The 18,576-nt window shown below is 60.7% G+C and carries 14 protein-coding genes and 1 tRNA gene; 8 read left to right on the forward strand and 7 right to left on the reverse strand.

Features of this window, described 5'->3' with window-relative positions:
* Nucleotides 1-489 precede the first annotated feature (489 nt).
* The 4 genes from ACZ5FP_RS13330 (at nt 490) to ACZ5FP_RS13345 (ending at nt 7,162) form a co-directional block, all read left to right on the forward strand.
* Nucleotides 490-1,596: an efflux RND transporter periplasmic adaptor subunit gene (locus tag ACZ5FP_RS13330; RefSeq protein ID WP_464663265.1), complete on the forward strand. Its 1,107-nt coding sequence runs from the start codon at nt 490-492 to the stop codon at nt 1,594-1,596.
* On the forward strand, nt 1,593-4,766 hold the full coding sequence (locus ACZ5FP_RS13335; RefSeq protein ID WP_464660654.1) for an efflux RND transporter permease subunit: 3,174 nt from the start codon (nt 1,593-1,595) through the stop codon (nt 4,764-4,766). The genes ACZ5FP_RS13330 and ACZ5FP_RS13335 overlap by 4 nt, the downstream gene beginning before the upstream one ends.
* A 142-nt stretch (nt 4,767-4,908) precedes the next feature.
* Nucleotides 4,909-6,990: a prolyl oligopeptidase family serine peptidase gene (locus ACZ5FP_RS13340; protein WP_464660656.1), complete on the forward strand. Its 2,082-nt coding sequence runs from the start codon at nt 4,909-4,911 to the stop codon at nt 6,988-6,990.
* Between the two features lie 89 nt (nt 6,991-7,079).
* Nucleotides 7,080-7,162 (forward strand) — tRNA-Leu (locus ACZ5FP_RS13345).
* 62 nt (nt 7,163-7,224) lie between these two features.
* Here ACZ5FP_RS13345 and ACZ5FP_RS13350 read toward each other — a convergent pair.
* Together ACZ5FP_RS13350 and ACZ5FP_RS13355 are read right to left on the reverse strand one after the other, a co-directional pair.
* Complete coding sequence (locus ACZ5FP_RS13350; RefSeq protein WP_464660657.1) at nt 7,225-7,782, reverse strand: GDYXXLXY domain-containing protein; 558 nt, start codon at nt 7,780-7,782, stop codon at nt 7,225-7,227.
* Nucleotides 7,779-8,891 carry a DUF2157 domain-containing protein gene (locus ACZ5FP_RS13355; RefSeq protein ID WP_464660659.1) on the reverse strand — a complete coding sequence of 371 codons (1,113 nt, stop codon included), beginning with the start codon at nt 8,889-8,891 and terminating at the stop codon, nt 7,779-7,781. Before ACZ5FP_RS13355 ends, ACZ5FP_RS13350 begins: the two co-directional genes overlap by 4 nt.
* Nucleotides 8,892-9,160: 269 nt before the next feature.
* Between ACZ5FP_RS13355 and ACZ5FP_RS13360 the strand changes: the two genes are divergently transcribed.
* The 3 genes from ACZ5FP_RS13360 (at nt 9,161) to trmFO (ending at nt 12,039) form a co-directional block, all read left to right on the forward strand.
* Entirely contained in the window at nt 9,161-9,307 is a 147-nt protein-coding gene (locus tag ACZ5FP_RS13360) for a DUF1127 domain-containing protein (protein ID WP_091878374.1), read from the forward strand.
* Nucleotides 9,308-9,603: 296 nt separating this feature from the next.
* Entirely contained in the window at nt 9,604-10,548 is a 945-nt protein-coding gene (locus ACZ5FP_RS13365; protein WP_464660661.1) for an aldo/keto reductase, read from the forward strand.
* Between the two features lie 81 nt (nt 10,549-10,629).
* A complete protein-coding gene (gene trmFO, locus ACZ5FP_RS13370) occupies nt 10,630-12,039 on the forward strand; it encodes a methylenetetrahydrofolate--tRNA-(uracil(54)-C(5))-methyltransferase (FADH(2)-oxidizing) TrmFO (protein WP_464660663.1) in 1,410 nt (469 codons plus the stop codon).
* Nucleotides 12,040-12,172: 133 nt separating this feature from the next.
* Here trmFO and ACZ5FP_RS13375 read toward each other — a convergent pair whose 3' ends face one another.
* From ACZ5FP_RS13375 to yajC, 4 genes are read right to left on the reverse strand one after another with little or no spacing between them, the layout of a single operon-like run.
* A complete protein-coding gene (locus ACZ5FP_RS13375) occupies nt 12,173-13,009 on the reverse strand; it encodes a phytoene/squalene synthase family protein (RefSeq protein WP_464660665.1) in 837 nt (278 codons plus the stop codon).
* A 27-nt stretch (nt 13,010-13,036) separates the two neighbouring features.
* A complete protein-coding gene (locus ACZ5FP_RS13380; protein ID WP_223613492.1) occupies nt 13,037-13,426 on the reverse strand; it encodes an Mth938-like domain-containing protein in 390 nt (129 codons plus the stop codon).
* Between the two features lie 4 nt (nt 13,427-13,430).
* Nucleotides 13,431-15,692, reverse strand: coding sequence for a protein translocase subunit SecD (gene secD, locus ACZ5FP_RS13385; RefSeq protein WP_464660668.1), 2,262 nt, complete (start codon nt 15,690-15,692; stop codon nt 13,431-13,433).
* 56 nt (nt 15,693-15,748) lie between these two features.
* Nucleotides 15,749-16,087: a preprotein translocase subunit YajC gene (gene yajC, locus ACZ5FP_RS13390; RefSeq protein WP_346307354.1), complete on the reverse strand. Its 339-nt coding sequence runs from the start codon at nt 16,085-16,087 to the stop codon at nt 15,749-15,751.
* Between the two features lie 163 nt (nt 16,088-16,250).
* Here yajC and ACZ5FP_RS13395 point away from each other — a divergent pair, with 163 nt between their 5' ends.
* The gene (locus ACZ5FP_RS13395; RefSeq protein ID WP_464660670.1) at nt 16,251-17,114 is read left to right on the forward strand and encodes an ATP-binding protein; all 864 of its coding nucleotides are present in this window, start codon (nt 16,251-16,253) and stop codon (nt 17,112-17,114) included.
* A 56-nt stretch (nt 17,115-17,170) separates the two neighbouring features.
* Here ACZ5FP_RS13395 and ACZ5FP_RS13400 read toward each other — a convergent pair whose 3' ends face one another.
* On the reverse strand, nt 17,171-18,511 hold the full coding sequence (locus ACZ5FP_RS13400; protein WP_464660672.1) for a peptidoglycan DD-metalloendopeptidase family protein: 1,341 nt from the start codon (nt 18,509-18,511) through the stop codon (nt 17,171-17,173).
* Nucleotides 18,512-18,576 lie beyond the last annotated feature (65 nt).

Raw genomic sequence — 18,576 nt, forward strand, 5'->3', positions numbered from 1 at the left:
GCAAGAAATTGCACCCTTACCGATTGGTGGCTCCATTTACTTGCACTGCGTACAAAAATCAATGGCACAGCCTCAGGGTCGGGCAAACTTCTGCACGGCAAGTCAGGCACTTTCATGATCACAACAACAGGTGAAATATTTGCCTGATGACAACGATGTGCAACTGTGCAAATCTTCCCGGTGTGGGGACCATCGATAGCCAACTGGAAATATGCCTCAACGGAATTTGGAACTGCCCTTGCGCTGGTCCCTATCGAAACTAAATACTAAATCGATACAATCTGAGAAATTGACTTGTTTGTCTGCGGCGCCAGCATTCCAGCTGTTCTGGTCAGCGCACCACCTGACCCGTAGCCGTACGATGAATCACCAGCGCTGACGGCGATGCCCAGGCATCCCCGAGACGCCTGCAAGTCTGATCGTCATGGAGGCCTGCCCTTGTCACGGAATTCTCTCTCTACCTTCAAAATCGGCTTTGCAATCGCGCTCATGGCAGCCTCTCCGGCACTGGCGCAGAATGCGCCCCCGCCTCCAACCGTCACGGCAGCCAAGCCTGTCGTCCGCGACGTGATCGACAGCGATGAGTTCATCGGCCGCTTCGAAGCCGTCGACCAGGTCTCGGTGCGCTCGCGCATCGACGGCTATCTCGATACGGTGCATTTCAAGGACGGCTCGTTGGTCAAGAAGGGCGATCCACTCTTCACCATCGACCAGCGCCCCTACATATCCGCCCTGGCGCAGGCCCAGTCCGCGCTGGAAGTGGCCAAAACAACGGAAACCTATGCGGAGGCCCAGTTCAAGCGCACCCAGTCGCTGACCGGCAGCGGCACGCTGTCCGTGTCAACGCTGGATGATCAGCGCCGCGCCTATCTCGCTGGTCAGGCCAGCGTGGCCGGCGCCCAGGCCGCCGTCGATGCGGCCCAGCTCAATCTGAACTACACGCAGATCACAGCACCGCAGGATGGCCGCATCGACCGCAGGCTCATTTCCGTCGGCAATCTCGTCAATGCCAACAACACCATCCTGACGACCATCGTTTCGCTTGATCCGATCGATTTCTATTTCGACGTGGATGAGCGCAACCTTTTGTCCTATGCCAAGACCGCCCGCGAAAACGGCAGCAATCTGCAGGAAGGCGGCGGCGGCCTCGAAGTGACGGTGCGGCTGACCGATTCCAACCAGCCACCGTTCAAGGGCAAGCTTGATTTTGCCGAGAACCGGCTTGATGATGCCACCGGAACGATGCGGGTGCGTGCCCGCTTCAACAATCCGGATTTCGTGTTGCAGCCCGGACTGTTCGGCCGGGTCGAAGTGGCCGCCTCGAACACCTATAAGGGCATTCTCGTGCCCGACGAAGCGGTTGGCTCCGATCAGAACGAGCGGGTTGTCTATGTCCTCAATGCGGACAACTCGGTCACGACCAAGCCCGTGCGTCTCGGCCCCAAACTCTACGGTTATCGGGTGATCCGCAGCGGCCTGACCGGTGACGAGACCATCGTGGTCAATGGCCTGATGCGCATTCGCCCGGGTATCAAGGTCAAGGCCGACGTTATCCAGCTTCCGCCGGAGGTGAAGGCTGCGGAGGCGGGCCAATGAGATTTGCGCATTTTTTCATCGACAGGCCGATCTTCGCATCCGTCCTGTCGATTGTGCTGCTGATTGTCGGCGGGATCGCCTACACCCAGCTCCCCGTCGCCCAGTATCCGGAAATCGCGCCGCCTACCATTGTCGTGCGCACCGCCTATCCCGGCGCCGATGCCGAAACCATTGCCAACACGGTCGCCACCCCCATCGAGCAGCAGATCAACGGCGTCGAGGACATGCTCTACATGTCTTCCTACTCGACCGCCGATGGTTCGATGGCGCTGACCATCACCTTCAAGCTCGGCACCGATCTCGACAAGGCACAGGTTCTGGTGCAGAACCGCGTCGCCATTGCCGTACCGCAATTGCCGCAGGACGTGCAGCGCAACGGCATCACCACGACGAAAAGTTCGCCCGACCTGATGATGGTCGTGCACGTGCTTTCGCCCGACAACCGTTACGACCAGCTCTATGCGTCCAACTACGCCAACACCCGCATCCGCGACGTGCTGTTGCGGCTCGACGGCGTCGGCGAAGTCACCATCTTCGGCGAGCGGCAGTATTCCATGCGCATCTGGCTCGATCCGCAGAAACTCGCCGCCTACTCCATGACATCGGCTGATGTGGTTCAGGCACTGCGCGACCAGAACGTGCAGGTCAATGGCGGTGCCATTGGCGGGCCGCCCACACCGGGCACCAGCGCTTTCCAGTACACGGTCACCATGCAGGGCCGGTTCAGCGATGCGCGGCAATTCCGTTATGTCATCGTCAAAACAAGCGGCGATGGCCGTCTGGTACAGTTGCAGGACGTCGCCCGCATCGAACTTGGCGCCAAGGATTATGTGACCAACAGTTATCTCGACGGCAGTCCTGCCGTTGCGCTGGGTATCTTCAGCCGTCCGGGCACCAATGCCCTTGCTGCCGCCGCCTCCATCCGGTCCACCATGGAGGAACTCTCCAAGGATTTCCCTCCGGGTCTGAAATACGACATCGTCTATGATCCGACGGAGTTCATCGCGGAATCGATCTCCGACGTTTACAAGACGATCTTCGAAGCCGTGATTCTCGTGGCGCTGGTCGTTCTCGTCTTCCTGCAATCCTGGCGGACGGCGATCATCCCGATCGTGGCCATCCCGGTCTCATTGATCGGCACCTTCGCCATCCTCTCGGCCTTCGGCTTCTCGCTGAACATGCTCACCCTGTTCGGCCTGGTCCTCGCCATCGGTATCGTGGTGGACGACGCCATCGTGGTGGTGGAGAACGTCGAGCGAAACCTTGCGGCGGGCATGAGCCCGAAACAGGCCTCGCACACGACCATGGACGAGGTGGGAACCGCCGTTATCGCCATTTCACTGGTGCTGATCGCGGTGTTTGCTCCGACGGCGTTCATTCCCGGCATATCGGGCCAGTTCTACATCCAGTTCGCCGTGACCATCTCAGCAGCAACAGCCATTTCGGCCATCAACTCGCTGACGCTCTCTCCTGCGCTGGCGGCAATTGTGTTGCGTCCGCATGACCATGCGGTCTCCAGAAACCCTCTGGCGCGGGCTGGTCGGGCCCTGGCCAATGGCTTCAATACCGGCTTCGACAAGATGGCGAATGGCTATTCCTGGATCGTCAGGCATCTCGTCGGATCGACCATCGGTCTCCTCGCCTCCCTGCTGGTGTTCGCAGGGCTGCTGGTCGCCACCTGGTTCATGGCGGTCACGATCCCGCGCGGCTTTGTGCCGCCGATGGATCAGGGCTATGCCATCGTCGTCATCCAGCTTCCCGACGGTGCTTCGCTCGCCCGCACGGACGCGGTGATCGAAAAGGCGTCGAAGATCATCAAGGGCATTCCGGGCGTGCGCAACGCCATTGCCTTTGCCGGGTTCAACGGTGCAACGTTCACCAATGCATCGAATTCCGGCGTGGTGTTCGTTCCGTTCCAGCCGTTCGCAGAGCGGATCAAGAACGGACAAACGGCCACTTCCATCATCGGCAAGGTCTATGGCAGCCTGCAAAGCATCCAGGAGGCCTTCATCATCGCCGTGCCGCCGCCGCCGATCCGCGGCGTCGGCAATGCCGGCGGCTTCAAGATGCAGCTTTTGGATCGCGACAGCTCCGATATGCGCCGCGTCCTGGGATTGGCCTATCAGATGATGGGCGAAGCCAACCAGACCCCCGGCCTGACCGGCGTCTACACCACATTCTCCGCCAACAGCCCGCAATATTTCCTGGAGGTGGACCGTGACAAGGCACAGGCATTGAACGTGCCCATTCCAAACATTTTCGAGGCGCTTTCAACCAACCTTGGCACCTCTTATGTCAATGACTTCAATGCCTTCGGCCGCGTCTATCAGGTGCGGGCACAGGCCGACCAGCAATACCGGCTTGATCGAACCGACATCCTTGCCCTGAAAGTACGCTCGGCAACGGGTGCGCTGGTTCCGTTGGGCACGCTGATCAACATCAAGGACACCAACGGCCCCTCGCTGGTGCAACGATACAACATGTACGTATCGGTGCCGCTGCAGGGCAATGCCGCGCCCGGGGTTTCCACCGGTACGGCGCTCGACAAGATGGAGGCCCTTGCCACCAAGACACTGCCCAGCGGAACGACATTCCAGTGGACGGAACTGGCGCTTCAGGAACGGCAGACCGGAAACACGGCGATCCTGATCTTCGGACTGTCCGTGGTGTTCGTCTTCCTCGCCCTTGCCGCACAGTATGAAAGCTGGGTGCTGCCATTGGCGATCATCCTGATCGTGCCGCTGGCGGTTCTGGCGGCGCTGATCGGCGTGTTCCTGCGCGGGATGGACAACAACATCCTGACGCAGATCGGCCTTGTCGTCCTGATCGGCCTGGCGGCGAAGAACGCGATCCTGATCGTGGAATTCGCCCGCCAGCATCAGGCGGAAGGTGCAACGCCTGTCGAAGCCGCCATCGAAGCCAGCCGCCTGCGGCTTCGCCCGATCCTGATGACCGCCTTTGCCTTCATCTTCGGTGTCGTGCCGCTGATGATTGCCCAGGGCCCCGGCGCGGAAATGCGCCAGTCACTCGGCACGGCTGTGTTCTCCGGTATGCTTGGCGTGACCTTCTTCGGCCTGTTCCTGACGCCGGTGTTCTACGTCGCACTCCGTTCATTCGGACGCAAGAAGGCACCGGTTGAAAAGCCGGCGGAAGAAGCCCCGGCCCACTAGGCTTGAAACGCCCGACACGAGGATCGCGCCGGCTCATCACCGGCGCGATTTTTCATGGATGCCGAATTTGATGGTGTGAGGCATTGCAAAACACCGCGCTTTCAAGAAACTGCGCGGCAGATTCCAAGGGAAAGTGACGCTCATGACCAATCAGGATATTCGCCCGACCATCGATGCTCCCGATGACGATCCGCGCATCTGGCTCGAAGAGATCGACGGCGCAAAGCCGCTTGCATGGGTGGAGAAGCAATCCGCCGCAACCATGCAGCGCTTCGGCGGCCGGCAGTTCGAGCATGACCGCGATGTCCTGACCGCCATTCTCAACCGGCCGGACAAGATCCCGATGGTCGGACGGCGCGGCGATTACCTCTACAACCTCTGGCAGGATGAGAAGAACCCGCGCGGCCTGTGGCGCCGGACCACCATGACATCCTACAAGACGCCCGAGCCGGAATGGGAACTTCTGCTCGATATCGATGCTTTGGCCACAGCCGAAAATGACGACTGGATCTGGGCGGGCGCGCAGATCGAACCGGAGAAGCGGCAACGGGCCATTCTCTCCCTGTCGCGCGGCGGCAGCGATGCGGTTGTCAACCGCGAGTTCGACCTGGACACGCTGCGGTTCATCGAAAACGGCTTCAATCTTCCCGAAGCGAAGGGCGGCCTCGGCTGGCTCGACCGCGATACGGTGCTGATATCAAGCGCCCTTGGCGAGGGCATGGCCACACAATCCGGCTATGCGCGCACCGTCCGCCTGTGGCGACGGGGGACCGACCCGCTGGCTGCACCGGTGATTTTCGAATGCGCCGCGGATTCTATGGCCGCCGGTGTCGACATTGATCACAGCAGCGGCAGCGAGCGCCTCTGGTTTGTCGAGCAGCATTCCTTCTTTGAAACCGCGGGCTGGCTGGGCGATCGCAGTGGCCCCAGGCAGCGGGTGGATGTGCCCGCTACGGCATGGTGGAATTCCTACGACCAGTGGCTGACGGTCAAGCCGAGAGAAGATTGGACAGTCGGCGGCATCACCTACCCCGCAGACACGCTCCTCGGCATTTCGCTCCAGGCATTTCTTGCCGGAGAGCGTGATTTTCAGGTTCTGTTCGAACCGGGTCCGCGCCGCGCCCTGCAAGGGTTCTTCTGGAACGACAAGAAGCTGGTCGTCTCCTATCTCGACAATCTTGCGCCACGCTTCGAGATTGTCGAGCCTGCGCTTGGCAAATGGGCAAAAAAGCCCATTTCGGTTGTGCCAACCGAGGGCATCGTTCATATCTGGTCGCTGGATGTCGAGGACATCCATGCCAATGGCGAACTGCTCGTCGCCGCGCAGGACCCGATAACCCCGGCGCAGGTCCTGCTCCTCGACATTGCCGAGCCCAACACACTGGCTGCCCCCACGCTGCTCAAACAAAGCCCTGCGGTCTTCGATGCGACCGGGCTTGTCGTCACGCGGCATGAGGCGATCTCCAGCGATGGCGAGTCGATCCCCTATACGCAGATCGGACCCAAGGGTGAAACCGGCGATGCGCCGGTGCACATGACCGGTTACGGCGGATTTGGCGTGTCGATGGAGCCCTATTACAGTGCGTCCGTTGGCAAGTTGTGGCTCGAGCGCGGCGGCACAAGCGTGGTCGCCAATCTGCGCGGCGGCGGCGAATTCGGCACCGCATGGCATGACGCCGGGCGCCGGGCGGGCAAAAAGCTTTCGCATGATGATTTTGCCGCCATTGCCGCCGATCTGGTGCGGCGCGGCGTCACCCGGCCGGGCCGTATCGCGGCGGAAGGCGGTTCCAATGGCGGCCTGCTGATTTCCAACATGCTGACGCGTTATCCCGAACGCTTTGGCGCCCTGTTCTGCACCATTCCGCTGATCGACATGCGCCGCTACAACAAGCTTCTCGCCGGGGCGAGCTGGGTCGACGAGTATGGCGACCCCAACAAGCCGGAGGACTGGGCTTTTCTGAAGGAAATGTCGGCCTATCACGCGGCTGTGCCCGGCCGGCCCTATCCGCCAATTCTCATTGCCACAACCCGCAGGGATGATCGCGTGCACCCCGGACACGCCCGCAAGATGGCGGCAAAGCTGCAGGAACTCGGCTACACCGCCTCTTTCTACGAGCCCGAGGCGGGCGGACATGGCTATGGCAAGGACAACAGGGAGCGCGCCAGCTTCATTGCGCTGGGCTACGCCTTCCTGCGGGATGCGATCGGCTGGACGCCGGCGTAATCCTGTTCAAGCGGCGGCTTTTTCCTTTGACCCCTGAGAAGAGGGTGATATAGAGACCGGCGCTTGAGGGCCGGATACGGCCCTCATCTGCGGATATGGCGAAATTGGTAGACGCACCAGATTTAGGTTCTGGCGGGAGACCGTGGGGGTTCGAGTCCCTCTATCCGCACCACTCTTTCTACACATATTTCAATAGGTTGACGGGCTTTTTCAAAGCTGCGCGATGACGGCTGTTCAGTAGGCCGGTTCCTGGTAAAGCAGGCGTCCATTGTACTTGAGCGAACGAATCTGAGCTTCGCCCGCGCTGGAGACGGCAATCACCGCATCGACCCCGCGCTCACTCTGCACCTTCTCGACCGCACGGCCCCATCCTTCGGGGAGATAATAGCGTTCGATGCCGTACTGCACCGCAAAGACGCCCATGGCGCCCATCATCGTCTGGCCATGCATCTGGACTTCGCCAGCCGCCAGATCCCGGCGTTTCTGCCAGGAGGCCCCGGTGAACCCCCACCGGCCATCCGCGCCCTCTTTCAGCGTGACATAGATGTCGGCAAGGCCTGCCGTGTCCGGCTTCGTGCCGCTCACCTTGTCGGCTTCGACGGACGAAATCCCGTAGCCAAGCCGCACATATTCGCCGCGCAACAGGTCGCGCGGATCGACCGGCTGCGTGGCCAGCGTGATCATTGTGCCGTGGCGCAAAATCATCGCGTGCTTTTCTATCATGGCATAAAGCGCGCCTGACTGCAGGAGCGCAACGATCAAAGCCGGCAGCAAAAAATACTTTGTTTTCATGATGCTGCACCCTTCACCAGACTCTTCCTGTGAAGACGGCGTTCCATACGGATAACGAACACTGCAAGCAGCAGGACGAGCACGCCGACGGTCAGGAAGAAGCCAGCGGTACCGATCATCGTGCCGATGGTCTCGAACGCAATATAGAGAACCTCCAGCGAAAACAGCCCATAGGCGCTCCACCGTATGGCAAGATTGCGGTGCCCCGACAAAGCCAGACCGGCGATCGCCACGGCAAGGATGACAATGCCCGTCATGACATCGCGAGTCTGGGCAAAGATGTGGTCGTTGAACTGGAAAATCAGCAGCACCATGTGCACCGCCAGAAATCCGTAGGCGCCGAGACTGATACTCCATCCGGTCGCGCGGTCCAGCACAGCCGGATGCAGTGCGTCCAGCAGAAACAGGCCGAGCCCGGCAATCAGCGTCATCCACAGCACGACGCCGGCGTCCCGGTCGAAGTGAACGATACAGACAAAGAGCAGCACAAGAACGGCGAGGAAATGCCGGGCCACCTGCGCGCCCGCATACCAGATCAGGCCTGCAGCAATCACTGCAAAGACCGGGATGATCCAGACATAGGACAGGCGCGAGGCCGTTTCCGGTTCCAGGCTGGCCACGAGATAGAAACCGGCAATCACGATGCTGGTGGAGACGAGTGTCGACGAGCGCAACAGCAACGCGGCGACAACCGTCCCGCCCGCCCATAGCAGCGCAGCGGACGCCACGTCACCCGACAGATGATACATCTGGCCGACCAGTGCGATCCCGGCACCAAAGGCGATGGCGCCCAGGAGATAGAGCGCTTCACTGAAAATCCTGTCGCCCTTGTTCGCCCGCCACGCGCCGCCGAGATAGCCGCACCAGAGCACGGCAAAGATCAAGCCGACGCGAACAAGGCGCGGCATGGCTTCCCAATTGGCGGCAATCAGCGACAGCAGCGCCGCGCCGAGAAGAATGACGCCCAGTATGGCCAGGACATTCCCCAGCCCGAAACCCGGGGCCTGCCCGGCGATATCGGCGCGCAGGCGGTCCGCCGTGGCGTCATCGATCAACCCGTCACGCTGCCACCGTGCAATGTGCTTGCGCAGGGTAAAACCGACTATCATGCATTCTGCTCCCGACTCGAGCTGTAAGATTAGGGCTCCGCCCCTGATAAGGCCAGCCACATTGAAAACGCAATTGCAGCCGGATTCGGGCCGAAGGCCATGAAGATGACGTTTGTGCGACGCAGCAATTAAAATCGATTAATGATGCAATGCAACATACGCATAGCTGATCTGCAAACTTGGCTCTGCACATTCGCCAAGGCATCCACTATCTTCAGGTCAACGATCAAGAGTGATCAACGAAACAACTGAACCGAATGGTGAATGAAATGAACCTTATCCGCTCCTACAGCAACTGGCGCCGTTATCGTGACACGGTTTCCGAGCTGAACCGTCTGTCGACCCGCGAACTGAACGACCTGGGCATCTCCCGCTCGGACATCCCGTTCGTCGCCAAGAAGTCCGCAGTACGCTAATCGCATAACAGAATATCGCCGGGGTTCATCCTCCTCCCAGAGCCCCCGCGATCAAAGGCCGGCACTCCTCCTCCCAGCCGGTCTTTACAAAACGGCACCCACCGCACCTCCTCCCGCGGTGGGTGTTGTTGTTTCGGGGGTATGCGGTTCGAGACATCAGCTCACCGCCTCCCTTTTCAAATCGACTCCCGTTGCGATCCATGCCTGCGACCATTCGGGTCAAAGCCGGGCTGGAAACATGCACCCTGGAGTTCTACAGTCTGAGTCCCCCTTTCATCCTCCCCGGGAGACTTACCATGCAAAAACGCCCTCTTGGCCGCACAGGCCTGTCGATTGCTCCGCTGGTTTTCGGCGGCAACGTCTTCGGCTGGACCGCAGACAAGAAAACCTCCTTTGACCTGCTTGACCGCTTTGCCGATGCGGGCCTCAACACGGTCGATACGGCCAATGTCTATTCAAGCTGGGTTCCGGGAAACAGCGGCGGCGAATCGGAAACCATCATCGGCGAGTGGATGAAATCCCGCGGCACGCGCGACAGGATGATCATCATCACCAAGGTCGGCGGCGATATGGGCAAGGGCAAGAACCTCAAGGCCGCCAATATCGCCGAGGCCGTCGAAGCATCGCTGAAACGCCTGCAGGTGGATGCCATCGACCTCTACCTCTCGCATTGGCCGGATCCGGCCACACCCCACGCGGAATCGCTGGCCGCCTATGACAAGCTGCTGAAAGCCGGCAAGGTCAAATCCATCGGCGCGTCCAACTACGATGCAAACCAGCTGCGCGCAGCGCTCGACACCGCCAAGGCGGATGGCCTGCCGCGCTATGACGTGCTCCAGCCGGAATACAATCTCTATGACCGCGCCGGCTATGACGGCGCGCTGCGCGACCTGTGCATGGCCGAGGATATCGGCGTCATCACCTATTTCAGCCTTGCGCGCGGGTTTCTCTCCGGCAAATACCGCAGCGAAGCCGATCTTGGACAGAGCCAGCGCGGCGGCGGCGTCAAAGCCTATCTCAATGCGCGCGGCTACCGCATTCTGGAAGCGCTGGACGCGGTTGCGGCCAAGCATGGCGCCAAGCAGGCCGAGGTTGCGCTGGCCTGGATTATCGCACGCCAGGGCGTCACCGCCCCCATCGCCAGCGCCACATCGCTGCAACAGCTGGAAAGCCTGATCAAGGCGGCATCCCTGACGCTCGACAAGGCGGACATCGCCGAACTCGACAAAGCCAGCGCCTGACACACCGGCAAGCCGCTGCGGATCATCCGCAGCGGCGTTTGCACCATTGAAGCCGGACGCCAAACGGTTTATTGGGGTGCTATGTCAAACACACCCGTACATATCATTGGCGGCGGTCTCGCCGGTTCCGAAGCTGCATGGCAACTCGCCGAGGCAGGCATTCCCGTCATCCTGCACGAGATGCGTCCCGTTCGCGGCACCGACGCGCACAAGACGCAGGATCTCGCCGAGCTCGTCTGCTCCAATTCCTTCCGCTCCGACGATGCGCAAACCAATGCCGTCGGCGTGCTGCATGCGGAAATGCGCCTCGCCAATTCGCTGATCATGGCATCGGCCGATTCCCATCAGGTTCCCGCAGGCGGCGCCCTCGCCGTGGACCGCGACGGTTTTGCGCAGGCTGTGACGGCCAGGCTGGAAGCCCACCCGCTGATCACCATCGAGCGCGAAGAGATCACCGGCCTGCCCCCGGCAGACTGGGACAAGGTCATCATCGCCACCGGGCCGTTGACGGCACCGTCGCTGGCCGAAGCCATCGGCAGGCAGACCGGCGCCGATGCCCTCGCCTTCTTCGATGCCATTGCACCCATCGTGCATTTCGACAGCATCGACATGAACACCTGCTGGTTCCAGTCGCGCTACGACAAGGTTGGCCCCGGCGGCACCGGCAAGGATTATATCAACTGCCCCATGACCAAGGAGCAGTATGAGGCTTTCGTGCAGGCGCTGATTGCCGGCGACAAGACGGAATTCAAGCAGTGGGAAGGCACGCCCTATTTCGACGGCTGCCTGCCCATCGAAGTCATGGCCGAACGCGGCGTCGAAACCCTGCGCCACGGCCCGATGAAGCCGATGGGTCTGACCAATGAGCACAACCCGACGGTCAAGGCCTATGCTGTCGTGCAGCTGCGGCAGGACAATGCGCTCGGCACGCTCTACAACATGGTCGGCTTCCAGACGAAGCTGAAATACGGGGCGCAGACCGAGATTTTCCGGATGATCCCCGGCCTTGAGAACGCGGAATTCGCACGGCTGGGCGGCCTGCACCGCAACACCTACCTGAATTCGCCCATCCTGCTCGATCCGACGCTGCAGCTGAAATCCCGTCCGGGCCTGCGTTTTGCCGGGCAGATCACCGGTTGTGAAGGCTATGTGGAATCGGCGGCCATCGGCCTGCTTGCCGGACGTTTCGCCGCCGCCGAGCGTCTCGGACATGTTTTGACACCGCCGCCGCTCACCACGGCCTTTGGCGCGCTGCTCGGACACATCACCGGCGGTCACATCGTCAGTGATGAAGAACCCGGCAAGCGCTCCTTCCAGCCGATGAATGTCAATTTCGGCCTGTTCCCGCCGATTGAGGCGCCGAAGTCGGAAGGCAAACGGCTGCGCGGCAAGGAAAAGACCAACGCCAAGAAACGCGCAATGAGCGCGCGTGCGCTTGCCGATTGCCGGGCATGGCTGGGCCTGCCTGCGGTGGCCGAGGCTGCGGAGTAACGAGTACAGCTTGTTGCTTCCATGTTGTGCGTGGTTCGACAAGCTCACCATGAGGGATGTTGCATTTTGCAACGCACCGGATTCCCTCATGGTGAGCTTGTCGAACCACGCACAACGCTAATGCCATCCAAGGCTAGCGCATCGATGCCCGCAGCATCACCCACTGGCGCTTCAACGGTGAAATTACCGCTGTTTCATCGGCTGCTGCGGCGCCACTGGCCCTGATCCCCTTCAGATAGGTTCTGGTCAGGCTTACCGGCAGATAGGCCGGACGCAATGCGGCGGGGAGCGATTTTGCGCCGGCTTCGTATTTCCCGAGATGATCTTCCGCCAGCGCCGTCATCGCATCGATGGCGCGTTTGACCGCGTCCTTGTCGGCGCCCTCAAGCAGTGTTTCGGCACTGCAGCCGACCGCTGCCAAAATATCGGCCGGGATATAGACCTGTCCGCGCCGGCGGTGCAGCGGCAGGAGCCGCAGAAGGCCGGTAATGGCCTGGGCAACCCCCGCATGGCCCGCCATATCTGCATGGGCCGGCGCCTTTTCCGCATCGAGCACAAGAGAGGCAAGCTGGATCAAGGCCGAGGCCGTCTCGCCGCAATAGCCCTCAAGATCGTTGCGGCTGGGCATGGGATCGTCATAGAGATCGAAAATGCGGGCTTCGCAGTAATTGTCGAAGGCGGCGCGCGGCAGATTATGCGCCTTGATCGCCTCCAGCAGGGCCGCCGCCACCGGATTGCCGACGGCCTCGCCATGCTCGGTACCGTTGATCAGGTCACGCCACCACTGCAGACGCACCTCGCCCGGCAGCGGATCGTGGATCAGATCACGGATGCGGGCGATCTCGACATTGAAGGCGTAAAGGGCGGCCAGGGCACCCCGTTTGTCCTCCGGCGCATAAAGCACCGAGAGGTAGCGGTCGGGATCGGCATCGCGCAGTAGTTGCAGGCAGTGGGTCTGGTTCGCGTTCATGGGGCTGAGATACAGAGAACCGCCGGTTTAATCCACTGCAATCAGTGCCGCAGCGACGGCGCGGTCTTCCGCCAGCAGAACATTATAGGTGCGCACGGCCGCGCCGGTGCTCATGGGATCGGAGGAAATGCGATGCTCGCGCAGCACGTCACGCAGGGCCTGCGGCAGACGGCGCAATTCGGTGCCCGTTCCCACCAGCAGAATCTCGATATCGGCCGCCTGTTCGAGCACAAGCGCCAGATCCTCCGCCGTCAGCGCGGTCTCGATCTTCGGCGCCCAGCCATGGATACCCGATGGCAGGCACAGGATCGATCCGCGATGCGACATGTCGGCAAACCGGAATCCGCCATTGCCATAGGCGTCGATGGGTGCACGGCCCGGAAAATGCGCGTCGCGGATTTCTATCCCCTTGGCCACAGCGTTATGCCCCGCTCTGTTTGGCCGGATGGGCATCGTCGATCACATCGCGTCCCTTGAGCCCGAACAGCATCAGCAAGGGTCCGGCAACGAAGATCGACGAATAGGTCGCAACGACAATGCCGACCGCGATGGTCAGCGCAAAGGAGCGGACATCATCGCCGCCATAGGCATAGAGCACGACCAGCGCGAGGAAGGTGGCCAGCGATGTCAGGATGGTGCGCGACAATGTCTGGTTGATCGAGGCATCGAGAACCGCCGACAGCGAAACGCTGTTGCCATGCCGCCGCAGATTTTCGCGGACGCGGTCGTAAATCACCACCGTATCGTTGAGCGAATAACCGACAATGGCCAGAAGCGCCGCAATGCTCCACAGATTGAACTCCATCTGGAAGACAATGAACATGCCGAGCAGCAGCACCACGTCATGGATGGTCGCGATGATTGCGCCAAGGGCAAAGTGCCATTCGAAGCGGAACCAGACATAGGCGAAGATCGCCACCAGGGAGAGCGCGACCGCCAGACCGCCTGCCTTGGCAAGCTCGCCCGATACGGTCGGGCCAATGACATCCACCCGGCGGAATTCATAATCCTGATCGAGCTCGCCGCGGATTTTGACACCGACGGTCTGCTCGGCGTTTTCGCCCTCGCGCTGGCTGCCGACCGTAATCAGCGCCCGGCTGTCCGATTTGAACGGTTCGATCTTCACATCGCCGATGTTCAGGTCATCCAGCCGGCTATAGACATCGTCCAGATCGATCGGCCCTTCATTGGAGGCGATCTCAACCATGGTGCCGCCCTTGAAGTCGATGCCGAAATTCATGCCGACGACAAGGAACAGCGCGATGACGGCAATACTCGACAGCGCGGAGAAACCCAGCGTCAGCCCCCGGAGCCGCATGAACGGAATTCTGGTGTTGTTGGGAATGAGCTTCAGCGGTGCACGCGGCACTTCCTTGGGCTTCGACCACTGCACCCAGGCGGACACCATCCAGCGCGTCAGCGTGAATGTAGTGAACAGTGTCGTGACGATACCGATGGTGACGGTTACCGCAAAGCCATGCACGGGCCCGGTGCCGAGGATGAACAGGACGAGCGCCGCGATCAGCGTTGTCACATTGGCATCGACGATCGTGGCCTGCGCGCGGGCAAATCCGGAATCGATGGCCTGGATGACCGAAAAGCCGGCACGCCGGTCTTCGCGAATGCGCTCGTAGATCAGAACGTTGGAGTCCACCGCCATGCCGATGGTCAGGACGATACCGGCAACGCCGGCAAGGCTGAGCGGCACGCCGAATATGGTCAGAACCGCCAGGATCAGGACGATGTTGACAACAAGCGCGATACTCGCAATCACGCCCAGCAGGCCATAGGTCAGCAGCATGAACAGGATGACGAGACCGGCGCCGATGAGCGCAGCGATCTTGCCTGCAGACACGGCAGCGGCGCCGAGGTCGGTACCGACAGAACGCTCTTCAATCACGGTAACAGGTGCAGGCAGTGCGCCGGCACGCATGACAATGGCAAGGTTGCTGGCGCCGGACAGGTCGAAATTGCCGGTGATCTGGCCCGTATCGCCGGGAATGGCTTCGCTGATCACCGGTGCCGACAGCACCTGATCGTCAAGCACGATGGCAAAGGACTTTCCGATGTTTTCCTTGGTCGCCTGGGAGAACCGTTCCGCGCCCGCGCTGTCCAGCTTGAAGGTGATGACGGGCTGCTGGGTGGCCGTATCGACACCCGCCTGCGCCCCCACAAAATTCTGGTTGGTGACGATGGCCTCCTTCTTGACGAGGTAGGCCACGGGCGGATCGTCAAAGGAATAGACAACATCAGCGCCTTCCGGCGGCGTGCCGTCAATCGCCTGCTGTACCGGCACGGACGTATCGATCATGCGGAAGCTCAGCTGGCCGGTCAGGCTCAGAATATCCTTGAGCAGCTGCGAGTCATACAGACCCGAAACCTCGACCAGTACGCGCCCGCTTCTCTGGCTCTCCACATTCGGATTGGTGTAGCCGAGCTCGCTGAGACGGCGGTTCATCACCTCGATGGCCGCGCCGGTCTGCGCCAGCTTGTCCTTGTCGACCTGCAGCCGGATGCGCGAGCCGCCTTCCAGATCCAGTCCGAGGGCGAGCTGCTTCTTCGGCAGCCAGTTGGGCAGGTTCGCCAACTGGATGGGGGTAAAGAGATTTGGCAGAGCCAGGATCACGCCGACCAGAACAACGGCCCAGATGAGAAGTGTCTTCCAGCGGCTAAAATAGAGCATGCAATCCCGACCTCAAGAATCAACAGGGCGGCCTGATGCCGCCCTGTCACTATGACTTATTTCTTGTTATCGGCAACCGGTTCACCTTTGATGCGCACGTCGGACACCAATGCGCGGATGACGCGGGCCTTGACGCCCTCGCCGATTTCGACCTCGAGTTCACCGCTGTCTTCGAACACCTTCGTCACCTTGGCAACGAAACCGCCGGTGATGATCGTATCACCGCGACGGATGTTCTTGAGCTGCTCTTCGCGCTTCTTCATCTGCGTGCGCTGCGGGCGGATGATCAGGAAGTACATGATCACGAAAATCAGGATGAATGGCAGGATGCTCATCAGCATTTCCGGCGCACCACCGATACCTGTTGTCTGTGCATATGCGGGAGTTACGAACATAGAGACAATCTCCAGAGTAATACGTGTTTGAAAGTTTATAGAGCCTGCGCAATACAATGTTTGGAATGGGAAAAGCAACCGTGCAAAATCCCGTACCGCGCTTTTCGATTTCCCATCAACATGATAGTGGCTTGAACGCAGAAAAAACAAAGGCTTGATAAGAATGTCCGAGGAATTGCTGACAGATAAACTTGACCGTCTGATTGCAGTGCTGGAGCGCATGGCACCGCCAAAACCGCAACCCGTCGATCTCGACGCGGCGGATTGCTTTGTCTGGAACCCGGACAAGCTTGCCTTCGACCCCGTCAAGAAGGTCAACCGGGTCGATATTTCACTCATCCGCGGAGTCGATCGCGTCCGCGATATTCTCTTCGACAACACCAAGCGCTTTGCCGATGGATTGCAGGCCAACAACGTGCTTCTGTGGGGCGCGCGCGGCATGGGCAAGTCATCCCTGGTGAAGGCCGTGCATGCCTCCGTCAACATTGCCGCGCCCGACGATACCGGTACGCTCAAGCTGGTTGAGATCCATCGCGAGGATATCGACAGCCTCCCCTCCCTGATGGCGGCCATCAAGGACACGAAATATCGTTTCATCCTGTTCTGCGACGATCTTTCCTTCGACCATGACGATACGTCCTACAAGTCCTTGAAGGCGGCGCTGGAAGGCGGCGTCGAAGGCCGTCCCGACAACGTCATCTTCTATGCCACCTCGAACCGCCGGCATCTGTTGCCACGCGACATGATCGAGAATGAGCGCTCGACGGCCATCAATCCATCCGAAGCCGTTGAGGAAAAAGTGTCCCTGTCGGATCGTTTCGGCCTGTGGCTGGGTTTCCACAAATGCAGCCAGGACGATTATCTCTCGATGATCGACGGCTATGCCGCGCATTTCGATCTGCCGATGCAGAAGGAACAGCTGCATGCGGAAGCGCTGGAATGGTCGACCACCCGCGGTTCGCGCTCCGGCCGCGTCGCCTGGCAGTTCACGCAGGACCTGGCCGGACGGCTCGGCAAGAAGCTCTGACAAACGAAAAGGCCCGCGCATCGCTGCGCGGGCCTTTGGATTGAAGCCTGAGCTGATCAGGATTCGAGATATTTCGACGGATCGACCGGGGTCGAGTTCTTGCGCACTTCGAAGTGCAGCTTTGGCGATGTCGCATTGCCTGTCATGCCCGACCGGCCAAGTTCCTCGCCGCGCTTCACCTTCTGGCCGCGCTGCACGTTCAGCTTGCTCGCATTGCCGTAAACCGTGACCAGACCATTGTCGTGGCGCACGAGAACGGTGTTGCCGAACTCCTTCAGGCCATCGCCGGAGTAGATGACCACGCCGTTTTCAGCGGCCTTGATCGGCGTGCCCTCGGGAACCGAAATGTCGATACCGTCATTGCCCTTGCCGTAATTGGCGACAACGCGGCCGCGAACCGGCCAGCGCATCTGCGACGCACCGGTGGCGGACGGTGCCGATGCAACATCCTTCTCCGCATCGTTGATCACCTTTTCGCTCGCCTGCGGCGGCGTGTAAGGCTTTGTCTGACCGTCGGCTTGCGGCGTAGCAATCGCTGCAGTCGGTGCCGTGCTTGCAACAACCTTTGGCTGTTCGACTGGCGGCGTCGCGGCGGTCTTCACCTGATCGACGGAACCCTTCGACTTCATGTTATTGGCGACATTCTGCGCCAGCGAGGAACTCGATGCCGGAATGACCAGCGACTGGCCGACCCGAACGGTGCCCTCTTTCATGTTGTTGGCCTGCTTGATGGCCTCGACATTGGTGCCCGTCTTGCGGGCAATGGCATGCAGCGTGTCGCCGCCCTGAACCGTATAGGAGCCGGAATGGCTGGGTGGCGTCGTATTGTTTGCCGTCGTCGTTGCCGCACCGTTCCGGTCCTTGACCTGCGGGGCCTGCGGAAGAATGGCTGCCGTGTTGGCCGATGCCTGTCCCGGCGTCGCCGGCTTGGTCGGCATGCGCGCTTCGCGGCCATCCGGTGTCTTCAGCGTTCCGGCTGGCGCGGCAAGCGGCGGAGCCTGCACATTGCCCGCGGGCTGGACCGATGCCACCTGCTGGCGGACGGGCGCCGTGTTGGCGAGCTGGCGTGCCGGCTGCGAGGAGACCGGCGGCAGTGTCGAGGCGCTGACCGCACCAACCGGCGGCAAGGCACCGCGCTGGACACCGCCCGCCGCTGGCACCGCATTGCGGTTGACCGACGCCGTATAGCTTGCATCGACTGGAGGCGTGTAACCCCTTGCACCCGCATTCTGCGGTTGAATGATTGCACGCTGGTTGTCGCTATAGCCGGAGCTGAAGTCAGCACTGGTAAAGCGCGATACTCCGGAGCTGCAGCCTGCAGCCAAACCGGCAATCATGAGAATGCTGGCATTCAGTGCCAGCCGCCGTGACGCTTTGTCTAGTACACTCAAACGCATCGCTTATCCCGCCCGTACTCAATACAAGAATATGGGGCTATTAAACCGCGTTAATGTTACCCGAC

It is taken from the genome of Phyllobacterium sp. T2-21 (assembly GCF_055378485.1).